Source organism: Streptomyces sp. HD (genome assembly GCF_028369295.1).
In the GTDB taxonomy this organism is placed as follows: Bacteria; Actinomycetota; Actinomycetes; order Streptomycetales; family Streptomycetaceae; genus Streptomyces.
Window position 1 is genome coordinate 17,443 of the sequence record NZ_JAQMYP010000078.1, and the last position, 20,429, is coordinate 37,871.

Annotated in this window: 11 protein-coding genes; 5 read left to right on the forward strand and 6 right to left on the reverse strand. The window is 70.0% G+C overall.

What is annotated here, in order from left to right; translation table 11 throughout:
- The first annotated feature begins 147 nt into the window (after positions 1-147).
- Entirely contained in the window at positions 148-2,994 is a 2,847-nt protein-coding gene (gene secA / locus POF73_RS42360) for a preprotein translocase subunit SecA (RefSeq protein ID WP_272124753.1), read from the forward strand.
- 664 nt (positions 2,995-3,658) lie between these two features.
- Here secA and POF73_RS42365 read toward each other — a convergent pair.
- Positions 3,659-4,363: an Rv3235 family protein gene (locus tag POF73_RS42365; protein WP_272124754.1), complete on the reverse strand. Its 705-nt coding sequence runs from the start codon at positions 4,361-4,363 to the stop codon at positions 3,659-3,661.
- A gap of 327 nt (positions 4,364-4,690) precedes the next feature.
- Between POF73_RS42365 and POF73_RS42370 the strand changes: the two genes are divergently transcribed.
- Entirely contained in the window at positions 4,691-5,206 is a 516-nt protein-coding gene (locus POF73_RS42370) for a DUF6912 family protein (protein WP_272124755.1), read from the forward strand.
- A gap of 113 nt (positions 5,207-5,319) precedes the next feature.
- Entirely contained in the window at positions 5,320-5,985 is a 666-nt protein-coding gene (locus POF73_RS42375) for an HAD family hydrolase (protein WP_272124756.1), read from the forward strand.
- Between the two features lie 358 nt (positions 5,986-6,343).
- Here POF73_RS42375 and POF73_RS42380 read toward each other — a convergent pair whose 3' ends face one another.
- Complete coding sequence (locus tag POF73_RS42380; RefSeq protein ID WP_272124757.1) at positions 6,344-6,910, reverse strand: DJ-1/PfpI family protein; 567 nt, start codon at positions 6,908-6,910, stop codon at positions 6,344-6,346.
- 724 nt (positions 6,911-7,634) lie between these two features.
- On the opposite strand from POF73_RS42380, the gene POF73_RS42385 reads away from it, so the two are divergent.
- Together POF73_RS42385 and POF73_RS42390 are read left to right on the forward strand one after the other, a co-directional pair.
- Positions 7,635-12,569 (forward strand): NAD-glutamate dehydrogenase, encoded by a 4,935-nt coding sequence (locus tag POF73_RS42385; protein WP_272124758.1) that lies wholly within the window; start codon positions 7,635-7,637, stop codon positions 12,567-12,569.
- Positions 12,570-12,709: 140 nt separating this feature from the next.
- On the forward strand, positions 12,710-14,221 hold the full coding sequence (locus POF73_RS42390; protein WP_272124764.1) for a hypothetical protein: 1,512 nt from the start codon (positions 12,710-12,712) through the stop codon (positions 14,219-14,221).
- A 52-nt stretch (positions 14,222-14,273) separates the two neighbouring features.
- Here POF73_RS42390 and POF73_RS42395 read toward each other — a convergent pair whose 3' ends face one another.
- From POF73_RS42395 to POF73_RS42410, 4 genes are all read right to left on the reverse strand, one after another.
- The gene (locus POF73_RS42395) at positions 14,274-15,977 is read right to left on the reverse strand and encodes a glycosyltransferase family 2 protein (protein WP_272124759.1); all 1,704 of its coding nucleotides are present in this window, start codon (positions 15,975-15,977) and stop codon (positions 14,274-14,276) included.
- The gene (locus POF73_RS42400) at positions 15,974-18,274 is read right to left on the reverse strand and encodes a CDP-glycerol glycerophosphotransferase family protein (RefSeq protein ID WP_272124760.1); all 2,301 of its coding nucleotides are present in this window, start codon (positions 18,272-18,274) and stop codon (positions 15,974-15,976) included. The genes POF73_RS42395 and POF73_RS42400 overlap by 4 nt, the downstream gene beginning before the upstream one ends.
- A gap of 148 nt (positions 18,275-18,422) precedes the next feature.
- A complete protein-coding gene (locus POF73_RS42405) occupies positions 18,423-19,274 on the reverse strand; it encodes an ABC transporter ATP-binding protein (protein ID WP_272124761.1) in 852 nt (283 codons plus the stop codon).
- Positions 19,267-20,187, reverse strand: a complete 921-nt coding sequence (locus POF73_RS42410) for an ABC transporter permease (protein WP_272124762.1) — start codon at positions 20,185-20,187, stop codon at positions 19,267-19,269. Before POF73_RS42410 ends, POF73_RS42405 begins: the two co-directional genes overlap by 8 nt.
- Positions 20,188-20,429: the final 242 nt, after the last annotated feature.

The following is a 20,429-nucleotide window of genomic DNA, read 5'->3' on the forward strand; positions in this document are numbered from 1 at the left end:
CCTTTGACGGAGATTTGAAGCAGCGGATCATCGGCGCCCACGGCAGGCTCCCGACGCGGCGGGGTCCTCGCATACGATGGCCGTTGCTCAGTCAAGTCAAATGGAAACCGACCGTCCCAGGCCCGACCGGCAAGGAGACCAACCCCCGTGTCCGTCCTCTCGAAGATCATGCGTGCAGGCGAAGGCAAGATCCTGCGCAAGCTGCACCGCATCGCGGACCAGGTCAACTCCATCGAAGAGGACTTCGTCGACCTCTCCGACGCCGAGCTGCGCGCCCTCACCGATGAGTACAAGCAGCGCTACGCCGACGGTGAGACCCTGGACGACCTGCTGCCCGAGGCCTTCGCCACCGTGCGCGAGGCCGCCAAGCGCGCACTCGGTCAGCGCCACTACGACGTGCAGATCATGGGTGGCGCGGCCCTCCACCTCGGCTACGTGGCCGAGATGAAGACCGGTGAGGGCAAGACCCTCGTCGGCACCCTGCCCGCGTATCTGAACGCGCTGTCCGGCAAGGGTGTCCACCTGATCACGGTCAACGACTACCTGGCCGAACGCGACTCCGAGATGATGGGTCGCGTCCACAAGTTCCTGGGCCTGAACGTCGGTTGCATTCTCGCCAACATGACGCCGGCCCAGCGCCGCGAGCAGTACGCGTGCGACATCACGTACGGCACGAACAACGAGTTCGGCTTCGACTACCTGCGCGACAACATGGCGTGGTCCAAGGACGAACTCGTCCAGCGCGGCCACAACTTCGCCATCGTCGACGAGGTCGACTCCATCCTCGTCGACGAGGCCCGTACGCCGCTGATCATCTCCGGCCCGGCCGACCAGGCCACCAAGTGGTACGGCGACTTCGCCAAGCTGGTCACGCGCCTGAAGAAGGGCGAGGCCGGCAACCCGCTCAAGGGCCTTGAGGAGACCGGCGACTACGACGTCGACGAGAAGAAGCGCACCGTCGCCATCCACGAGTCCGGTGTCTCCAAGGTCGAGGACTGGCTGGGTATCGACAACCTCTACGAGTCGGTGAACACGCCGCTCGTCGGCTACCTGAACAACGCCATCAAGGCCAAGGAACTGTTCAAGAAGGACAAGGACTACGTCGTCATCGACGGCGAAGTCATGATCGTCGACGAGCACACCGGCCGTATCCTCGCCGGCCGCCGCTACAACGAGGGCATGCACCAGGCGATCGAGGCGAAGGAAGGGGTGGACATCAAGGACGAGAACCAGACGCTCGCCACGATCACCCTGCAGAACTTCTTCCGCCTCTACAAGCGCCACGACCACAACGGCAAGGAAGTGCCGGGCCTGTCCGGCATGACCGGTACGGCCATGACCGAGGCCGCCGAGTTCCACCAGATCTACAAGCTCGGCGTGGTCCCGATTCCGACCAACAAGCCGATGATCCGCAAGGACCAGTCGGACCTGATCTACCGCACCGAGGTCGCGAAGTTCGAGGCGGTCGTCGACGACATCGTCGAGAAGCACGAGAAGGGCCAGCCGATCCTCGTCGGTACGACGTCGGTCGAGAAGTCCGAGTACCTGTCGCAGCAGCTCAGCAAGCGCGGTGTGCAGCACGAGGTGCTGAACGCCAAGCAGCACGACCGGGAGGCGATCATCGTCGCCCAGGCCGGCCGCAAGGGCGCCGTGACCGTGGCCACCAACATGGCCGGCCGTGGTACCGACATCAAGCTCGGCGGCAACCCCGAGGACCTCGCCGAGGCAGAGCTGCGCCAGCGCGGCCTCGACCCCGAGGAGCACATCGAGGAGTGGGCCCAGGCCCTGCCCGCGGCCCTGGAGCGGGCCGAGCAGGCGGTCAAGGCGGAGTTCGAGGAGGTCAAGGACCTCGGCGGTCTCTACGTCCTGGGCACCGAGCGGCACGAGTCCCGTCGTATCGACAACCAGCTGCGCGGTCGTTCCGGCCGTCAGGGCGACCCGGGCGAGTCCCGCTTCTACCTGTCCCTGGGTGACGACCTGATGCGGCTCTTCAAGGCCCAGATGGTCGAGCGCGTGATGTCGATGGCGAACGTCCCTGACGACGTGCCGATCGAGAACAAGATGGTCACGCGCGCGATCGCGTCCGCCCAGTCGCAGGTCGAGCAGCAGAACTTCGAGACCCGTAAGAACGTCCTGAAGTACGACGAGGTCCTCAACCGCCAGCGTGAGGTCATCTACGGCGAGCGGCGCCGCGTCCTGGAGGGCGAGGACCTGCACGAGCAGGTGCAGCACTTCATGGACGACACGATCGACGCGTACGTCGGCGCGGAGACCGCCGAAGGCTTCGCCGAGGAGTGGGACCTGGACCGGCTGTGGGGCGCCTACAAGCAGCTCTACCCGGTGAAGGTCACCATCGAGGAGCTGGAGGAGGCGGCCGGCGACCGGGCCGGTCTCACCGCGGAGTTCATCGCGGAGTCCATCAAGGACGACATCCACGAGCAGTACGCGGCACGCGAGGCGCAGCTCGGCTCCGAGATCATGCGTGAGCTGGAGCGCCGGGTCGTGCTGTCGGTCCTGGACCGCAAGTGGCGCGAGCACCTCTACGAGATGGACTACCTCCAGGAGGGCATCGGCCTGCGCGCGATGGCGCAGAAGGACCCGCTGGTCGAGTACCAGCGCGAGGGCTTCGACATGTTCACCGCGATGATGGAGGGCATCAAGGAGGAGTCCGTCGGCTACCTGTTCAACCTGGAGGTCCAGGTCGAGCAGCAGGTCGAGGAGGTCCCGGTCGAGGACGCCAAGCCGGTCGCCGACCTTGAGAAGCAGGACGCGGTGCCGGCGCAGGCGGGTGCGCGCCCCGAGATCCGCGCCAAGGGGCTTGAGGCTCCGCGCCGCCCGGACCGGCTGCACTACACCGCGCCCAAGGTGGACGGCGAGGGCGACATCGTCGAGGGCGACTTCGACAACGGCGACGAGCCGGTGCGTTCCGAGGCCGACGGCCTCACGCGCGCGGAGCGTCGCAAGCAGGCACGTGGACGGCGCCGCAAGAAGTAACGCCGTGGAGTAGAGAGTGGCGCTGGCGGTGCCTCGGGCGCCGTAGCGGCCGGAAGGGCCGGGTCTCCTTTGGGGGCCCGGCCCTTCGGCTTGGGTGGGTGGGGCGGGGCGGGCTCAATGGCAGCGGCTTGGGTGCCGCCGGGCTCAGATGCTCCGGTGGGAAGGCCGGGCTCGGCGGCTGGAGCGGGCCGTGGCGGTGGTTCACCGTCGCCGTGGGATCGCCACGGGTCCCCTGTGGGCCCACTGCCCGGGTAGTCGTCTGGCGTCGCCCCTGGGGCGCTCGTGCGGGCGGTCTTCCGCAGTTGCCCTCGGGCGCTTGTGCAACGGTCTGCCGCGTGCCTGGTGGCGTTGCTGCACGCGCTGGGCGCCGCCGCCGACGCCGCACACCGCCGCATTCGTGCAACGGTCTGCCGCGTGCCTGGGGCGTTCGTGTGGCGCTCTGCCGTAGCCCCTTCGGGGCTCGTGCCGTGGTCTGCCGTAGTCCCTTGGGGGCTCGTGCCCGTGGTCTGCCGTAGTCCCTTGGCGCTCCTCCGTGGCGGTCAGTCGGCGTCTCTGGGTGCCGGGTGGCGACCAGTACCGGTTATGGGTGGTCCGTGGGGGGCCTGGCTGGGGGCGGCCCGCGTGTGCGTCGTGGTCCGTGGGCCGACCCCGCCCCTGTGTGGTGTCAGTCGTCGGCCGTGTGTGGCCTGCGTGGGCCGCCCAGTTCCACGGCCGTGCAACGCCAGCGGAGGTCGCTGCCCTGTTCCAGGCGGAATGCCATGGCGCGCAGCTGGTCTCCGGCGCCGATGCGGGCGAAGGCCTCGACGGCGCCGGGGCGGGGTTCGAAGTAGCCGATGTCGCGGACGACGGGGCGGGTGCCGTGGGTGCGCAGGGGGCCGCGTTCGGCGAGCCAGGCGAGTTCGTCGTAGGCGCGGCCGGCGGTGTGGCGGAGCATCGAGTGGACGGGGCGCTGGCCGCTCAGGACCAGGAGCAGACGGTCGGCGAAGACATCGGTGGGGCGGGGGTGCGGGAACGGCCTCAGCGAGGGCTGCTGGGGCTGCGGGACCCGTTGGACCTGCGGCGTCTTCGGCGTCTTCGGCGTGTGCGGCGTGTGCGGGGTCTGTTGGGTCTGTTGGGTCCGTGGGGACTCCGGCGGCACGAACGCCCGTGGCTGGGCGGGGGTGGTCGGTGGGCGGGTGTCCCGGGGGCTCGTGCGGGCGCGGGTGCCCGTGGTGCCCGGTGAGCCCGGTGGGCGGGCGCCGGGAGACGTCGTACGGGATGGGCCGCCGCTCGGTGTGCGGGGTGGGGCGCCGCCGGGGCGGCGGGCGTCGCGGCGGGTCGGCGGGCGGGTGCCGAGGCGCTGCTGGGTCCTGGTCATGACCTTGTTCATGGGGTCCCCGTTCGGTGGGCCCGGGTGATACCGGGCAGTAACTTCGAGGTTGGTGATCTTGTACGGGGTCCGGGGTGTCGGGGGCAAGAAAGCGGGGGCCAGGATCGGGCGGCCGGAAAATTCACTTATCCGGGTGATCGAGAGGGTCGGCGGCCAGTGATGGCGGGCCGGTACCGGGTGAGTTTCCGGAGCGGAGTGGACGCCTTGCGGGGTGGTGGTGGGGACTCGAAAGGGGACGCCCGCACGTATCCTGAAGGCCCTCCGGGAGGCGCGGGACCCGCCCTTCCGAGTCCGTGCGGAGCCTTACGAGTACGAAAGCGGCCAGCCATGCGCGTCTACGTCCCCCTGACCCTCCCCGGACTCGCCGAGGCGTACAAGACGGGCGAGTTGGGGAGTGGGCCGCTCGTCGCGTACGCCGTCACGCCCGCGTTGCGCGAGTGGTATCTCTCCGACGACATCGAGGAGTTGGAGTACGCGGCGCTGAACCGGGCCGCGCTGGCCTCGCTGCGGCTGCTGGCGGCGGACGCCGGGGCGGTGCGGCGGCGGGTCGTGGTCGCCGCCGACGTGCCCGACGGGGCGGCGGTGGCCGATCCCGACCGGGGGCTGGATCCGGCGGCGCTGGGTGAGGTGCGGATCGCCGGGGGCGTGGCGCTGGCCAAGGCGGCCGCCGTGCATGTCGACTCGGGCGACGCGGAGGCGGATGTGGCGGCGGCAGCGGAGGCGTTGCGGGCGGCGGACGGTGGGGACGACGACGCGCAGTTCGTGGTGGACGGGGCCGAGGACCATGAGCTGCTGTGGTTCGCGACTCAGGAGATCCCGAATCTGGTGGGGCTGGAGGGCTGAGGCCGGCACCTCGGTGTCCGGACGGGCTGATGGGCTGATGCGCCGATGGGCCCCAGTGCCTCGTTGACCTGCTGTTCTCATGATTGTCAGTGGTGGCGGGTACGGTTTTTGGCATGGGGAAGCGAGTAGGGGCGCACATCGTCTGGGACTGGAACGGGACGCTGTTCCACGACAATGACGCGATCATCGGGGCGACCAACGCGGCGTTCGGTGAGCTCGGGCTGGAGCCGATCACGATGGAGCAGTACCGGGCGCTGTACTGCGTGCCGGTACCGAAGTTCTACGAGCGGTTGATGGGGCGGCTGCCGACCGAGACCGAGTGGGAGGTCATGGACGAGACCTTCCACCGGTACTACGCCGAGCACCGGGTGCGGTGCGGGCTCACCGAGGGCGTGGCAGAGCTGCTCGGGGAGTGGCGGTCGGCGGGGCGCAGTCAGTCGATCCTCAGCATGTATGTGCATGACGAACTCGTCCCGTTGGTGCGGGGGTTCGGGATCGAGGAGCACTTCATACGTGTCGACGGGCGGACCGGGCCGTCCGGGGGCAGCAAGGCCGAGCACATGGTGCGGCACATCGGGGCGCTCGCGAGCGTGGATCCCGCTCGCACGGTGGTGATCGGGGACGCCGCCGACGACGCGGTGGCGGCGCTGCACGTGGGGGCGCGGGCCGTGCTCTACACCGGGGGGTCGCACAGCCGGGCGAGCCTTGAGGAAGTGGGGGTGCCGGTCGTGGACACGCTGGGGGAAGCGGTCGCGGAGGCGGAGCGGATAGCGGCGTAGTGGGCGGCTCGTCCGGGGCGTGTGGCGCAGCCGATTCCGGTGGTGCAGCTGGTCCTGGTGGCGCGGCTCCGGGCCTGTGGTGCAGCTGGTCCCGAGGGTGTGATCCGGGCCTGTGGTGCAGCTGGTCCCGAGGGTGTGATCCGGGCCTGTGGTGCAGCTGGTCCCGAGGGTGTGATCCGGGCCTGTGGTGCAGCTGGTCCCGACGGTGTGATCCGGGCCCGTGATGCAGCTGGTCCTGGTGGCGCCGGTCCGGGCCCGTGGTGTGGCGGCCGACCGGTCTGGGGTCGCCGGTCCGGTCGGCCGGTCGAGCCGTCGGCTCAGTCGCCCGCCTGCGGCGGACCCGGCGGCCCAGGAGAGGTCACGTCACCGGTGCCTTCGCTCGCAGCACCGTCAGGAACTCCCGCATCCAGCCGGAGTGGTCCGGCCAGGCGCGGGCGGAGACGAGGGTGCCGTCGACCACCGCCTCGGCGTCCTGGAAGGTGGCGCCGGCGGCCTGCATGTCCAGTTCCAGGGCGGGGTACGCCGTGACGCGGCGGCCGCGGAGGCTGTCGGTCGCGGCGGTGAGCAGGGGGCCGTGGCAGATCTGGGCGACCGGCTTGTCGGAGTCGAAGAACGACTTGAGGATCTTGCGGAGTTCGGGGTCGTTGCGGAGGTACTCGGGGGCGCGGCCGCCGGGGATGACGATGGCGGCGTAGTCGCCGGGGTCGACCTCGGAGAAGGCGAGGTCGGCGGGCCAGGTGTAGCCGGGTTTCTCGGTGTAGGTGTCGAAGCCGGGTTCGAAGTCGTGGACGACGAACTGGAGCTTCTTGCGGGTGGGGGCGGCGATGTGGACGTCGTAGCCCTCCTCGCGGAGGCGCTGGTAGGGGTAGAGGACCTCCAGTGACTCCGCGGCGTCGCCGGTGACGATGAGGATTTTCGCTGTCATGTCGGATGCGCTCCTCTTGTGGGCCGTGGTCTGCGTCTCCGTCGGGCCTATGGGCAACGTGCCTCGGGGCGGGGGTCTTGCCAAGGGGCCGCGCGGCGCGGGGTGTCGCCCGGGTGCCGCCTGTCGCGGGGGGCAGAGGGGCACAGCTGTCCGCAGGCCTGTTTTCGGACACGGGTGACCTCCCGACGGCCTGCCTTCGGGTCCGTTCCTCGGCTCTGGGGTCGCCGCAGCTCTGCACCCCAGCCTCCCCCTCCGTGTCCGGCCCCGCCAGTTACGCCCTCAGCGCACCCTTTGACCCTGTGCAGAACGTCAAAGTTCTACCCCTGGTTTTGTACACATACGGCTCATGACGGCCCCCCTGTAAGGAGCGATAGCCTTAGTGGCGTGATCAGCGCGATAGCTCGCGGGGGCATTGGTGCCCCTGCCCTGCGCCCGGCGAGCACGGACGACATCCGTGACCGGGCGGCGGTCGCTGGTCCTCGTGGGCGGGAGGGGGGCGTAAGGGCTCCCGGGAGGTCATCCACACCCTGGGCCCGGGCGTCGCAGAGAGCAGCGTCACACCCCGTGGGCAGCTCAAAATTGGCTCATATATCCCCGCTCATCTCACCTCGCGGCATAGCGTCGAAGCAGACCGGACACCCCGCGTCACGGCGTTACGTCCGAGGGGAAGAGACCGTACTTCCTTCAACGTCACGCAACGGCGCGCGACAGGAGCCAGAGGACAATGCAGACCAAGCTGGACGAAGCCAAGGCCGAGCTGCTCGAAAGGGCCGCCCGGGTAGCTGAGAACAGCCCGGTCGGGGGGTATCTACCGACCGGGACGACGGACGAGGGCACCGCCGGCACCCCGGACCACGACACCGTGCTCGCGTTCCTCCAGCGTTACTACCTGCACACCGCCCCGGAGGACCTCACCGACCGCGACCCGGTCGACGTCTTCGGAGCCGCTTTCTCGCACTACCGGCTGGCCGAGAACCGCCCTCAGGGCACGGCCAACGTGCGGGTTCACACGCCCACCGTCGAAGAGAACAGGTGGACCTGCAGCCACTCCGTCGTCGAGGTCGTCACCGACGACATGCCCTTCCTGGTCGACTCCGTCACCAATGAGCTGACCCGGCAGGGGCGGGGTATCCACGTCGTCATCCACCCGCAGGTCTTCGTCCGCCGCGACCTCACCGGCAAGCTCATCGAGGTGCTCAGCACGCCGCCCTCCGGGGAGCTGCCGCACGACACGCACACCGAGTCCTGGATCCATGTGGAGATCGACCGCGAGACCGATCGCGGCGACCTGAAGCAGATCACCGCCGACCTGCTGCGCGTCCTGTCCGACGTCCGCGAGGCCGTCGAGGACTGGAGCAAGATGCGGGACCTGGCCCTGCGGATGGCCGACGAGCTGCCCCAGGAGCCCCACTCCGACCTGCGTGAGATGGAGTTCGAGGAGGCCCGCGAGCTGCTGCGCTGGCTGGCCGACGACCACTTCACCTTCCTCGGCTACCGCGAGTACGAGCTGCGCGGCGACGACTCGCTGGCCGCCGTGCCGGGCACCGGCCTCGGCATCCTGCGCTCCGACCCGCACCACTCCGAGACCGACAGCCACCCCGTCAGCCCGTCCTTCGAGCGGCTGCCCGCCGACGCCCGCGCCAAGGCCCGCGAGCACAAGCTGCTCATCCTCACCAAGGCCAACAGCCGGGCGACCGTGCACCGGCCGTCGTATCTCGACTACGTCGGGGTGAAGAAGTTCAACGAGAACGGCGAGGTCGTCGGCGAGCGCCGCTTCCTCGGGCTGTTCTCCTCCGCCGCCTACACCGAGTCCGTGCGCCGGGTGCCCGTCGTGCGGCGCAAGGTCGACGACGTGCTGCGGGTCGCCGGGTTCTCGCCCAACAGCCACGACGGGCGCGACCTGCTGCAGATCCTGGAGACGTACCCGCGCGACGAGCTGTTCCAGACCCCGGTCCCCGAGCTCCAGCAGATCGCCACCTCCGTCCTCTACCTGCAGGAACGGCGCAGGCTGCGCCTCTATCTCCGGCAGGACGAGTACGGGCGCTACTACTCCGCCCTCGTCTACCTCCCGCGCGACCGCTACACCACCGGCGTGCGTCTGCGGATCATCGACATTCTGAAGGAGGAGCTCGACGGCACCAGCGTCGACTTCACCGCCTGGAACACCGAGTCGATCCTGTCCCGGCTGCACTTCGTCGTCCGCGTCCCGCAGGGCACCGAGCTGCCGCAGCTGTCCGACGCCGACAAGGAGCGCATCGAGGCGCGCCTGGTCGAGGCCGCCCGCTCCTGGGCCGACGGCTTCGCCGACGCGCTGAACGCCGAGCTCGGCGAGGAGCGCGCCGCCGAACTGCTGCGCCGCTACTCGGGCGCCTTCGCCGAGGGCTACAAGGCCGACCACACCCCGCGGTCCGCGGTCTCCGACCTGGTCCACATCGAGCAGCTGACCGAGGAGAACAACTTCTCGCTGAGCCTGTACGAGCCGGTCGGCGCCGCCCCGGAGGAGCGCCGTTTCAAGATCTACCGCAAGGGCCCGGCCGTCTCCCTGTCCGCCGTCCTGCCGGTCCTCAACCGGCTCGGCGTCGAGGTCGTCGACGAGCGGCCGTACGAACTGCGCTGCTCCGACCGCAGTGTCGCCTGGATCTACGACTTCGGCCTGCGCATGCCCAAGTCGGTGGGCGGCGGTGACTACCTCGGTGACGACGCGCGCGAGCGCTTCTCGGAGGCGTTCGCCGCGACCTGGACCGGCAAGGCGGAGAACGACGGCTTCAACGCCCTCGTGCTGAGCGCCGGGCTGACCTGGCGGCAGGCGATGGTGCTGCGGGCGTACGCGAAGTACCTGCGGCAGGCGGGCTCCACCTTCTCGCAGGACTACATGGAGGACACCCTCCGCAACAACGTCCACACCACCCGGCTGCTCGTTTCGCTGTTCGAGGCGAGGATGTCGCCGGACCGCCAGCGCGCGGGCCACGAGATCGTGGACGCCCTCCTCGAAGAGGTCGACGCGGCGCTCGACCAGGTGGCGAGCCTGGACGAGGACCGGATCCTGCGGTCCTTCCTCACCGTCATCAAGGCGACGCTGCGCACGAACTTCTTCCAGGAGGCCGCGGGCGGCAAGTCGCACGACTACGTCTCCATGAAGTTCGACCCGCAGGCCATCCCCGACCTGCCGGCGCCGCGCCCGGCGTACGAGATCTGGGTCTACTCGCCGCGGGTCGAGGGCGTGCACCTGCGCTTCGGCAAGGTCGCGCGCGGTGGTCTGCGCTGGTCCGACCGGCGTGAGGACTTCCGCACCGAGATCCTCGGCCTGGTCAAGGCGCAGATGGTGAAGAACACCGTCATCGTGCCGGTCGGCGCCAAGGGTGGCTTCGTCGCCAAGCAGCTGCCGGACCCGTCCGTGGACCGGGACGCGTGGCTGGCCGAGGGTGTCGCGAGCTACAAGACCTTCATCTCGGCGCTGCTCGACATCACCGACAACATGGTCGCCGGCGAGGTCGTGCCGCCGTCGGACGTCGTCCGGCACGACGAGGACGACACCTATCTCGTCGTCGCCGCCGACAAGGGCACCGCGACCTTCTCCGACATCGCCAACGGGGTCGCCGAGCAGTACAACTTCTGGCTGGGCGACGCCTTCGCCTCCGGCGGCTCGGCCGGTTACGACCACAAGGGCATGGGCATCACCGCGCGCGGCGCCTGGGAGTCCGTCAAGCGGCACTTCCGCGAGCTGGGCGTGGACACGCAGACCGAGGACTTCACGGTCGTCGGCATCGGCGACATGTCCGGTGACGTGTTCGGCAACGGCATGCTGCTCAGCGAGCACATCCGCCTGGTCGCCGCCTTCGACCACCGGCACATCTTCATCGACCCGAACCCGGACGCGGCCATCTCCTACGCCGAGCGCCGCCGCGTCTTCGAGCTGCCCCGCTCCAGCTGGGAGGACTACAACACCGAGCTGATCTCGGCCGGTGGCGGTGTCTTCCCGCGCAGCGCCAAGGCCATCCCGGTCAACGCACACATCCGCGAGGCGCTGGGCATCGAGGGCAAGGTCGCCAAGATGACCCCGGCCGACCTGATGAAGGCCATCCTGCAGTCGCCGGTGGACCTGCTGTGGAACGGCGGCATCGGTACGTACGTCAAGGCGAGCACCGAGACGCACGCCGACGTCGGCGACAAGGCCAACGACGCCATCCGCGTCGACGGCGCCGAGCTGCGCGTCAAGGTCGTCGGCGAGGGCGGCAACCTGGGTCTGACCCAGCTCGGCCGGATCGAGTTCGCGCGCCAGGGCGGCAAGATCAACACCGATGCCATCGACAACAGCGCGGGCGTGGACACCTCCGACCACGAGGTGAACATCAAGATCCTGCTCAACGGCCTGGTCGCCGACGGCGACATGACCGTCAAGCAGCGCAACAAGCTGCTCGCCGAGATGACCGACGAGGTCGGCCGGCTCGTCCTGCGCAACAACTACGCGCAGAACACGGCGATCGCCAACGCCCTCGCCCAGTCCAGCGCCATGCTCCACGCCCAGCAGCGCTTTATGAAGCACCTGGTCAGGGAGGGGCACCTGGACCGGGCGCTGGAGTTCCTGCCCACCGACCGCCAGATCCGCGAACGCCTGAACGCCGACCACGGCCTGACCGGCCCGGAGACGGCCGTCCTGATGGCGTACACGAAGATCACGGTCGCCGAGGAACTGCTGCACACCTCGCTGCCGGACGACCCGTACCTGAGCACGCTGCTGCACGCGTACTTCCCGACCGAGCTGCGCGAGCAGTTCCCGGAGCATCTCGTCAGCCACCCGCTGCGCCGTGAGATCACCACGACCGTGCTGGTCAACGACACGGTCAACACGGGCGGTACGACGTATCTGCACCGGCTGCGGGAGGAGACCGGTGCCTCCCTGGAGGAGATCGTCCGGGCGCAGACCGTGGCCCGCGCGATCTTCCGCTCGGCCGCCGTGTGGGACGCGGTCGAGGCGCTCGACAACAAGGTCGAGGCCGCCGTCCAGACCCGGATCCGGCTGCACTCGCGCCGCCTCGTCGAGCGCGGTACGCGCTGGCTGCTCAACAACCGGCCGCAGCCGCTGCAGCTCGCCGACACCATCGACTTCTTCGCCGAGCGGGTCGAGCAGGTGTGGTCGCAGCTGCCGAAGCTGCTCAGGGGCGCGGATCTGGACTGGTACCAGCAGATCTACGACGAGCTGACCGGCGCCGGCGTGCCGGCCGAACTGGCCACCCGGGTGGCGGGCTTCTCCTCCGCCTTCCCGACGCTGGACATCGTGTCGGTGGCCGACCGGATGGGCAAGGACCCGATGGACGTCGCCGAGGTGTACTACGACCTCGCCGACCGGCTGAACATCACCCAGCTCATGGACCGCATCATCGAGCTGCCGCGCTCCGACCGCTGGCAGTCCATGGCCCGCGCCTCCATCCGCGAGGACCTGTACGCCGCCCACGCGGCCCTGACCTCGGACGTCCTGGCCGTCGGCAACGGCACCTCGACGCCTGAGCAGCGGTACCAGGCGTGGGAGCAGAAGAACGGGGCGATCCTGGGGCGGGCGCGTACGACGCTGGAGGAGATCCGGGGGTCGGACGCGTTCGATCTGGCGAACCTGTCGGTGGCCATGCGCACGATGCGGACGCTGCTTCGGACGCACACGTGAGCTGTATGAGTAGCAATTAGCATGAGTAGCACTTAGCGCGTACGTGACGCGTACGTGCGTGAGGGCGCCCCGGGCTGTGACAGCTCGGGGCGCTCCCGCATTTGGGGCAAAACGGGAATTACAGTGCTCGCGTGAGCACGATGGGCGCCGCGCTGCGGAGGACGACGGTCGTTCCACAGGCCGCCGCAGCGCTGGTCGTCGTTCTGCTCCTGCTGGTGATCGTCCGGCTGCCCTGGGTCGGTGACCTCGGTATGCACGCGGCGACCGTGCAGCGGCTGCGGCACGACCTGGTCGACCCCGGGAATCCGCTGGTCGATGCGGACACGCCGAGTCCGTACTACTCGCCCTGGATGCTGGCGCTCGGGTGTGTGGCGCGCGTGACCGGGTTCTCGGTGTTCGTCGTGCTGCGGATCGGTGCGGTGGTGGGGGTGGGGCTGCTGGTCACGGGGGTGTGGCGGTACGTACGGACGCTCGGCGCGCATCGGGCCGCACCGGCGTTGGCCGTGCTCTGCCTGGTGTTTCTGTGGGGGACGTCGCTGTTCGAGTGGAGCGGGTTTCTGGGGCTCAACTCGCTGGCGTTGACGGTGGCGTATCCGAGTGTGTTCGCGTTGGGGCTGACCTTTCATTTCTGGGCGTGGCTGGCGGGGGCGCTGCGGTCGGGGGCGGCGCGGGCCGGGAGCGGGTGGGGGGCTTGGGCCGGGCTCGGGGGGCTGTGGGCGGTGATTCTGCTGTGCCATCAGTTCTCGGGGGTTGTGGCGTCCTTGGGGGCGCTGGCCGCGGTGATTGCCGCGTGGGCGGGGCGTGGCGGGCGACGCGGGCGTGCGGGGCGTGGGGTGTGGCTGCGGGTCGGGGGCGGGGTGGCGGTGGGGATCGCGGTGCTGTGGGCGTGGCCGTACTACGACTTCTTCGCGCTGGTGGGGGCGGGGGGTGAACTGGAGGCGGTGCATCGGGGGTTGTACCGGGATCTGGTGGGGCGGTACTGGCTGGTGATGGTGGGGGTCGGTGCGCTGGGCGTGCGGTGGTGGCGGGATCGGTGGGATCCGCTGGTGCTGTTCTTCGTGTTGGGCGTGGTGGTGGTCGGGGTGGGCGGGGCGAGTGGGCACTACTCGTGGGGGCGGGCGTTGCCTGCGGTGTTGATTCCGGCACAGGTCGCTGCCGCGTTGGCGGTGGTGGAGGGGTGGGGGATGCGGTGGCGTGGAGTGTGGGCGGGCGTGCTCGGTGCGGCGCTGGTCGTGGGGGCTTGGACGCAGGTCGGGGCCGTGGGGTACGTCGTGCCGCGTGGGGTGCTGCCGGGGGCGGTCGCTGCGAAGTACCGGGTGCCTTGGCCGGGGTACCAGTGGGTGACGCCGTGGGTGAAGTACGGGGACGTGGTCATGGCGCGGACGATGCCGGCCCGGCAGATTCCGGCGTACGGGGCGTACACCGTGGCGCCTGGGTATCCCGACGTGTTCCTGTCGGATGCGGGGCGTCGGGAGGCGGCTGTGCGGCGGTACTTCGGAGTGGGGGCGTCCGGGAGCGTGCGGCGGGGGATCGCGGAGGCGTACGGGGTGCGGTGGGTGGTGGATCGGGGGGTGGGGACCCGAAGGGCCGCGGGGTTGCGGGTGGTGACCTGGGGGCCGGGTGGGCAGGTGTTGTACGAGGTGGTGCGGTAGCGGTTCTTCGCCGAGTGATGTGGGTCGGCGTCGAGAGGAGTCGGCCGTTCCGCTAGCGCAGTGCGCTTCTCAGCAGGCGGGCCGCTCTTCGCACCCTCGGTCGGGCCAGGCGTCGTACCACCGGGTGTACCAGCCTCCCCGTGACGCCCAGGGGTTGCCAGTGGATCTGGAGGCGGCCGGGAGTGCGCGGTTCCGGTTCGATGGTCACCCGGTGGGGGGCCGTGCCGGAGTGGTACGGGATGTGGGTCGTCAGGGCGGGGAAGGTCAGGGGGGCCAGCAGTACCGCCGTGTTGTGCAGGGACTGGGACTCGATGCGCAGGAGTGGGTGACGGGTGCCGGTGAAGCCGTGGTGGGGGACGGGGGCCGTGGCCAGGTCCAGGTGGACCTGGCCCTCGAAGATGCCGGGGCTCACCGGGGACAGGCGGAACGGGACGGTGAGGCGGTGTCGGCCGGGGGTGAGGAGGAGGCCGGCTCGGTGAGGGCCCACCGGGAGGCGGCGGCCCGGGTCGTAGGTGCGGATGGTGAGGTCGATCGAGGCGCCGGGACCGCGGGTGAGTTCCGTGATCTCGTGGCGGAACAGGGCGCTTCGGAAGGGCCGGGTGTCCAACTCCAGGTCCGATACGTCGAGTTCGCGGCGGGAGATGTCGGTGGTGGGGATGGATTCGCCCCAGTATGTGGCGGCACCTGTCGCGTCCGGTGTCACATGGCGCGGTGCCACCGCGCGGCCCAGGCCCCTGGCCGCCAGCCTCGCCTCCGGGAAGCGGCGTTCGCGGATCAGCTGGAGGACCACCCGTTCCGTACGGGGGAGGCGGGTGCAGGCCGTCGGGGAGAGGGAGTCGAGGTAGGGGGTGGTGAGGTCCGCGAACGCCGACAGCCATACGTCGTCTCTGTACGGCAGGTCCCCCGCGTACATCCGGAAGTCGTGCTTGAGGAACTTGTAGTCCTTCTCCTCACGGAGCCCGACGTGCCCGCTCTCCGCCAGGAAGTCGTCGATCAGACGCTGCACCCGGACCCGGTCGCGGACGTTGTCCAGCCGGTCGCGCTGGTTGGAGATCGACGCCCGCGCCGTGCTCGTGGCCGTGTACTGCGCCACGTACCAGCGGTACACCGGCTCCGGGATGACCGTGAACTCCTTGGCCAGGCAGTACGCCTGTGCCGTGAAGAGCTGGTCCTCGTAGTGGATGCCCTCGGGGAAGCGCAGGTCGTGGCGGTCCAGGAAGGCGCGCGCGTACATCTTGCTCGTCGACAGGTGCTCGAAGAGCAGCCGGGGTTCGGACTCGATGCCGATCACCGTGCGGCGCTCGGCGACCAGGTGCGGCATCCATGTCGTACGGCGTCCGCTGTCCTCCCGGACCCGCACCACCGCCCCCATCGCGAAGTCGATCTCCCGCTCGCGGTGCGCCGACAGCAGCAACTCCACCGCGTTGTCCGTGAGTTCGTCGTCACTGTCCAGGAACATGACGTACGGCGCCCGCGCGATCTCCAGCGCCCGGTTGCGCGGGGCGCTGCAGCCGCCGCTGTTGCGCGGCAGGCGGAGATGGCGGACACGGGGGTCCTGGGCCGCCAGTTTCCTTGCCACCTGCGGGGTTTCGTCCGTCGAGTGGTCGTCGCTGATCACGATCTCGATGTTGGCGTGGGTCTGGCGGCGGACGGACTGCACCGCACGCGGGAGGCGTTCGGCGTCGTTGTAGACGATGACCGTCACCGTGACGTCCGGGAGTGCGGCCTCCGCGGCCTCCGCGGCTTCCGGGTTCACAGCGCCTCCCTCGGGCTCGGGGCCGGCGTCCGGTCCTCCAGCGGGGTCACCGGCGGCAGGGTGTCCTCGCTCTCGCCCAGGAACACCCGGCGGACGACCCGTTCGGCGGCGCGTCCGTCGTCGTACTCGCAGAAACGGCGGCGGAAGGCCGCCCGCGCCTTCGTCGCGCCCTCGTCGTGCCAGGCCTCGGTGGTGAGGATCTCGGTCAGGTCCTGCTGGGTGCGGGCCACCGGGCCCGGTGACTCGGCCATCAGGTCGAAGTAGACGCCCCGGGTGGAGCGGTACGTCTCCCAGTCGTCGGCGTAGATGACGATCGGGCGGTCGAGGTTGGCGTAGTCGAACATGATGGACGAGTAGTCCGTGAGCAGGGCGTCCGCGGCGAGGGCGAGGTCTTCCACGGGGTCGTAGGCCGAGACGTCGATGACTCTGCCCGTGCGGCGCAGGGCCGTCAGCGGGGACGGTGTGCCGTCGTAGAAGTAGTGGCCGCGGACCAGGAGGACCGTGTCCTCGCCGAGTCGGTCGGCGAGGGTGGCGAGGTCCAGGCGGGGGGTCCAGCCGGCCTCGTAGTCGCGGTGGGTGGGGGCGTACAGGATCGCGCGATGGGTCGGCGGGATGCCCAGGCGGTCGCGGATCGCGCGGATGTCGGACGCGGTGGCCGTGTAGAAGACGTCGTTGCGCGGATAGCCGTGGTCGAGGGAGACGAAGCGGGACGGGTACGCGCGCTCCCACATGCGGGTGGAGTGGCTGTTCGCCGAGACGCTGTAGTCCCATCTGTCGATACGAGCCAGCAGCGCCGGGAAGTCCAGGCCCTTGGCCGCCGCCGGGAACTCCATCTGGTCGACGCCCATGCGTTTGAGCGGGGTGCCGTGGTGGGTCTGGAGGTGGATCGCGTCCGGGCGTTTCACGATCGCGTTGGGGTAGTTGACGTTGTTGACCAGGTACTTCGCCGTGGCCAGCACCTCGCGGTAGCGGCGGGTGCCGGGGAGTACGTGGTCCGTGTGGGGCGGGAGCAGGGGGGCGTTCTCGGGGGTCACCACCCACACCGGGTGGATCTGCGGGGCCAGTTCGGTGAGCTTGGCCGCGAGCGCCGCCGGGTTGCACGCCACGCCCCGGTTCCAGTACGCCGCGAAGACCGCCAGGTTCGGGTTGACCGGGCGGGAGAGGGCCTTGCGGTAGTGCCGGTCGCCGAGGGCGTCGGTGACCTGGCGGCTTCGGGCTCGTACGGCCGACTTCACGGCTCGGCGCGCGCGGTTGGCGGCCTGGAAGGCGCGGTACCTGGTGTAGGCGTTCTCTTCCAGCAGGCTCCGGCGGATGCCCTCGGGGCCGGCCGGGCGGCGGTGGCCGGGCGGGCGGTGCCGCGTCGCCGCTTCGGCGGCACGACGGAAGAACTCCCTGGCCACCGGGTCGGGCATGGGTGTGCGGGCGAAGGTGCGCAGGCAGTCGCGGACCATGACGTCGTAGAGGACGGCGTGCGGGAGCGAGCGGGGGACGGCGTCGCCCGTGGTGCCGGGGAGGGAGGAGGTGGCTGTGGCTGCTGCGGTGGCGGTGGCGGTGGCGGTGGCGGTAGCGGTGGCGGCGGTAGCGGCTCGGTTTCGGGCGAGGGTGAGGAGCGTTTCGTAGCGGTCCACGAGGGTGTAGTGGTCCTCGGGGGTGGCTGGGGGGAGGCTTTCGGGGCGGAGCTCGTGGTGGTCGTACGCCACTTGGTTCAGGGCCGCGATGTGGTCGGCGAGGAGGAGGGTGGCGTACGACGCGAACGGCTCGTCGGGGGTGGTGAGTCGGCGTTCGTGCGTGTGCCAGAAGGGGGTGCGCAGCGCCCGGTTGCCCAGGAGCGGGGTGACACGGAGGGCGGCGCGGGCGATGTCGTCGAGGGGGTGGGCGGCGCGGCCCGCGCGGGCCAGGAGGGGGCCGTCGTCGGAGGGGAGGCCCGAGGTGTCCCAGGTGGAGCGGACGTGGTCGAAGAGGAGGACGTCCACCTCGTCCGGCAGTTCCGCGATGCGCTCGGCGACCATGCGCGGGGCGCCGGCGGGCAGACCGTCCTCGGCGTGCACGAAGTGCAGCCAGCGACCGGAGGCCCGGGCGGCCCCCGCCGACCGTGCCGTGGCGTCGTCCGTCCCGTCCGGCAGGGGCAGCACCAGCATCTCGGACGCGTACGCCCCTGCCGTCTCCTGCGCCCAGGTGCCGACCGCGGCGACGACGACCTCGACCTCGGGGTGGGGGTGCGCGGCCAGGGAGGCGAGGAGCGCGGTCAGCCGGTCCTGGGTGTTGGGGCCGTGGACGACGACGGTGAGCTCGGGCATCGCGGGGACTCCTTCACCTGCTCCATCGCGCGCCTGCTCCGTCGCGCCGGGCACACCCTGTCCCCCCGTCAGGCCATAGTGGCACTAATGGGATGAAAGGGTGGCCCGCAATTGCGCCTCACGAGGGATGCGGGGCGGGCGTCGATGTCTACGCCGGTGTCGGTGTCGGTGTCGGTGTCGGTGTCGGCTTGGGCTTCGGGGCCGGCTTGGCCGACTTGTCGCCCGTGAACGCCTCGTACTCCTTGAGGACCTCGTCGGTGGGCCCGTCCATCCGCAGCTCGCCGCGCTCCAGCCACAGCACGCGGTCGCACGTGTCGCGGATCGACTTGTTGTTGTGGCTGACCAGGAACACCGTGCCCGCGTGCTTGCGCAGCTCACGGATCCGGGCCTCGGAACGCTTCTGGAAGGAACGGTCGCCCGTCGCCAGCGCCTCGTCGATCAGCAGGACGTCGTGGTCCTTGGCGGCGGCGATGGAGAACCGCAGCCGGGCCGCCATGCCGGAGGAGTACGTCCGCATGGGGAGCGTGATGAAGTCGCCCTTCTCGTTGATGCCCGAGAAGTCGACGATCTCCTGGTAGCGCTCCTTGACCTGCTCGCGGGACATGCCCATGGCGAGGCCGCCGAGGTGGACGTTGCGTTCGCCGGTGAGGTCGTTCATCAGGGCCGCGTTCACGCCGAGGAGGGAGGGCTGGCCGTCGGTGTAGATACGACCGTTCTCGACCGGCAGGAGGCCGGCGACCGCCTTGAGCAGCGTCGACTTGCCGGAGCCGTTGGTGCCGATGAGGCCGATGGCCTCGCCCTTGTACGCGACGAACGACACCTTCTTGACCGCGTGCACCTTGCGCACGCCGGACGCCTTCTCCGTCTGCCTGCGGCGCAGGATGCGGTTGAGGGCGGCGGTCGCCGAGCCGCGGCCGGCGCCCGTGCCGTTGACGCGGTAGACGATGTCGACGCCGTCGGCGATGACGGTGGGGACCTGCGGGTTCGTGTTCTCAGCCACGGCCGTACGTCTCCTCAGCCTTCCAGAAGTAGATGAAGCCGCCGACGCCCGCCAGCAGCGCCCAGCCCGTCGCGAGCGCCCACACGTGCGGCGGGAGCTGGGTCGCGTGGAAGCTGTCGATCAGCGCGAAGCGCATCAGGTCGATGTAGACGGCGGCGGGGTTGGCCTGCATGGCCGAAGTCAGCCAGGAGGGCCAGTCCTTGTGAGCGGCCATCATGTGGCTGATGCTGAACATGACGCCCGACGCGTACATCCAGGTACGCAGCACGAACGGCATCAACTGCGCGATGTCCGGCGTCTTCGCACCCATCCGGGCCATGACCATCGCGACGCCCGCGTTGAACGTGAACTGCAGCACCAGCGCCGGGACCGCCAGCAGCCAGGAGGCGGAGACCGGGATGCCGAAGCAGAGCAGGATCACGACCAGGGCCGCCATCGAGAACAGCAGCTGCTGGAGCTGCTGCAGCGCGAAGGAGATCGGCAGCGCGGCCCGCGGGAAGTGCAGGGCCCGGACGAGGCCGAGGTTGCCGGAGATCGCACGGGTACCCGCCATGATCGAGCTCTGCGTGAACGTCCAGATGAACACTCCCGTCACCAGGAACGGGATGTAGTCCTGCACGCCGCGGCTGGTGCCCATCAGCTCGCCGAAGATGAAGTAGTACACCGCCGCGTTCAGCAACGGCGTCAGCACCTGCCAGACCTGGCCGAGCTTCGCCTGGCTGTACTGGGCGGTGAGCTTGGCCGTGGAGAACGCGCTGATGAAGTGGCGGCGCGCCCACAGCTCGCGGACGTACTGGGGCAGCGTTGGGCGGGCGCCGCTGACCGAGAGACCGTGCCGGGCGGCGAGGTCCGCGAGGCCGGCCGGGGCCGGGGCGGTTGTCGTCGGGGGCGGTGTGTCGAGGACCTGGCTCACATCCGCTGCTTTCGGTTGGGGGGTGAGGTGCGGGGACGTTCCCTGGTGTTCCGTGGCGTTCTCTTACGTGACTCTTCACGTCTTCTTACGTCGGGACGGGACCGTATCGTCGCAACGCGAGCGTAGGGCGAAGGGGCGTCGGAACGCAACCGTTTCGTCGTGACGTGATCGACATAACGGGTGGGTGGGGCAGGGCGCAGTAGGGGCAGAGCGCAGTAGGGGCTGGGCTGGGCTGGGCTGGG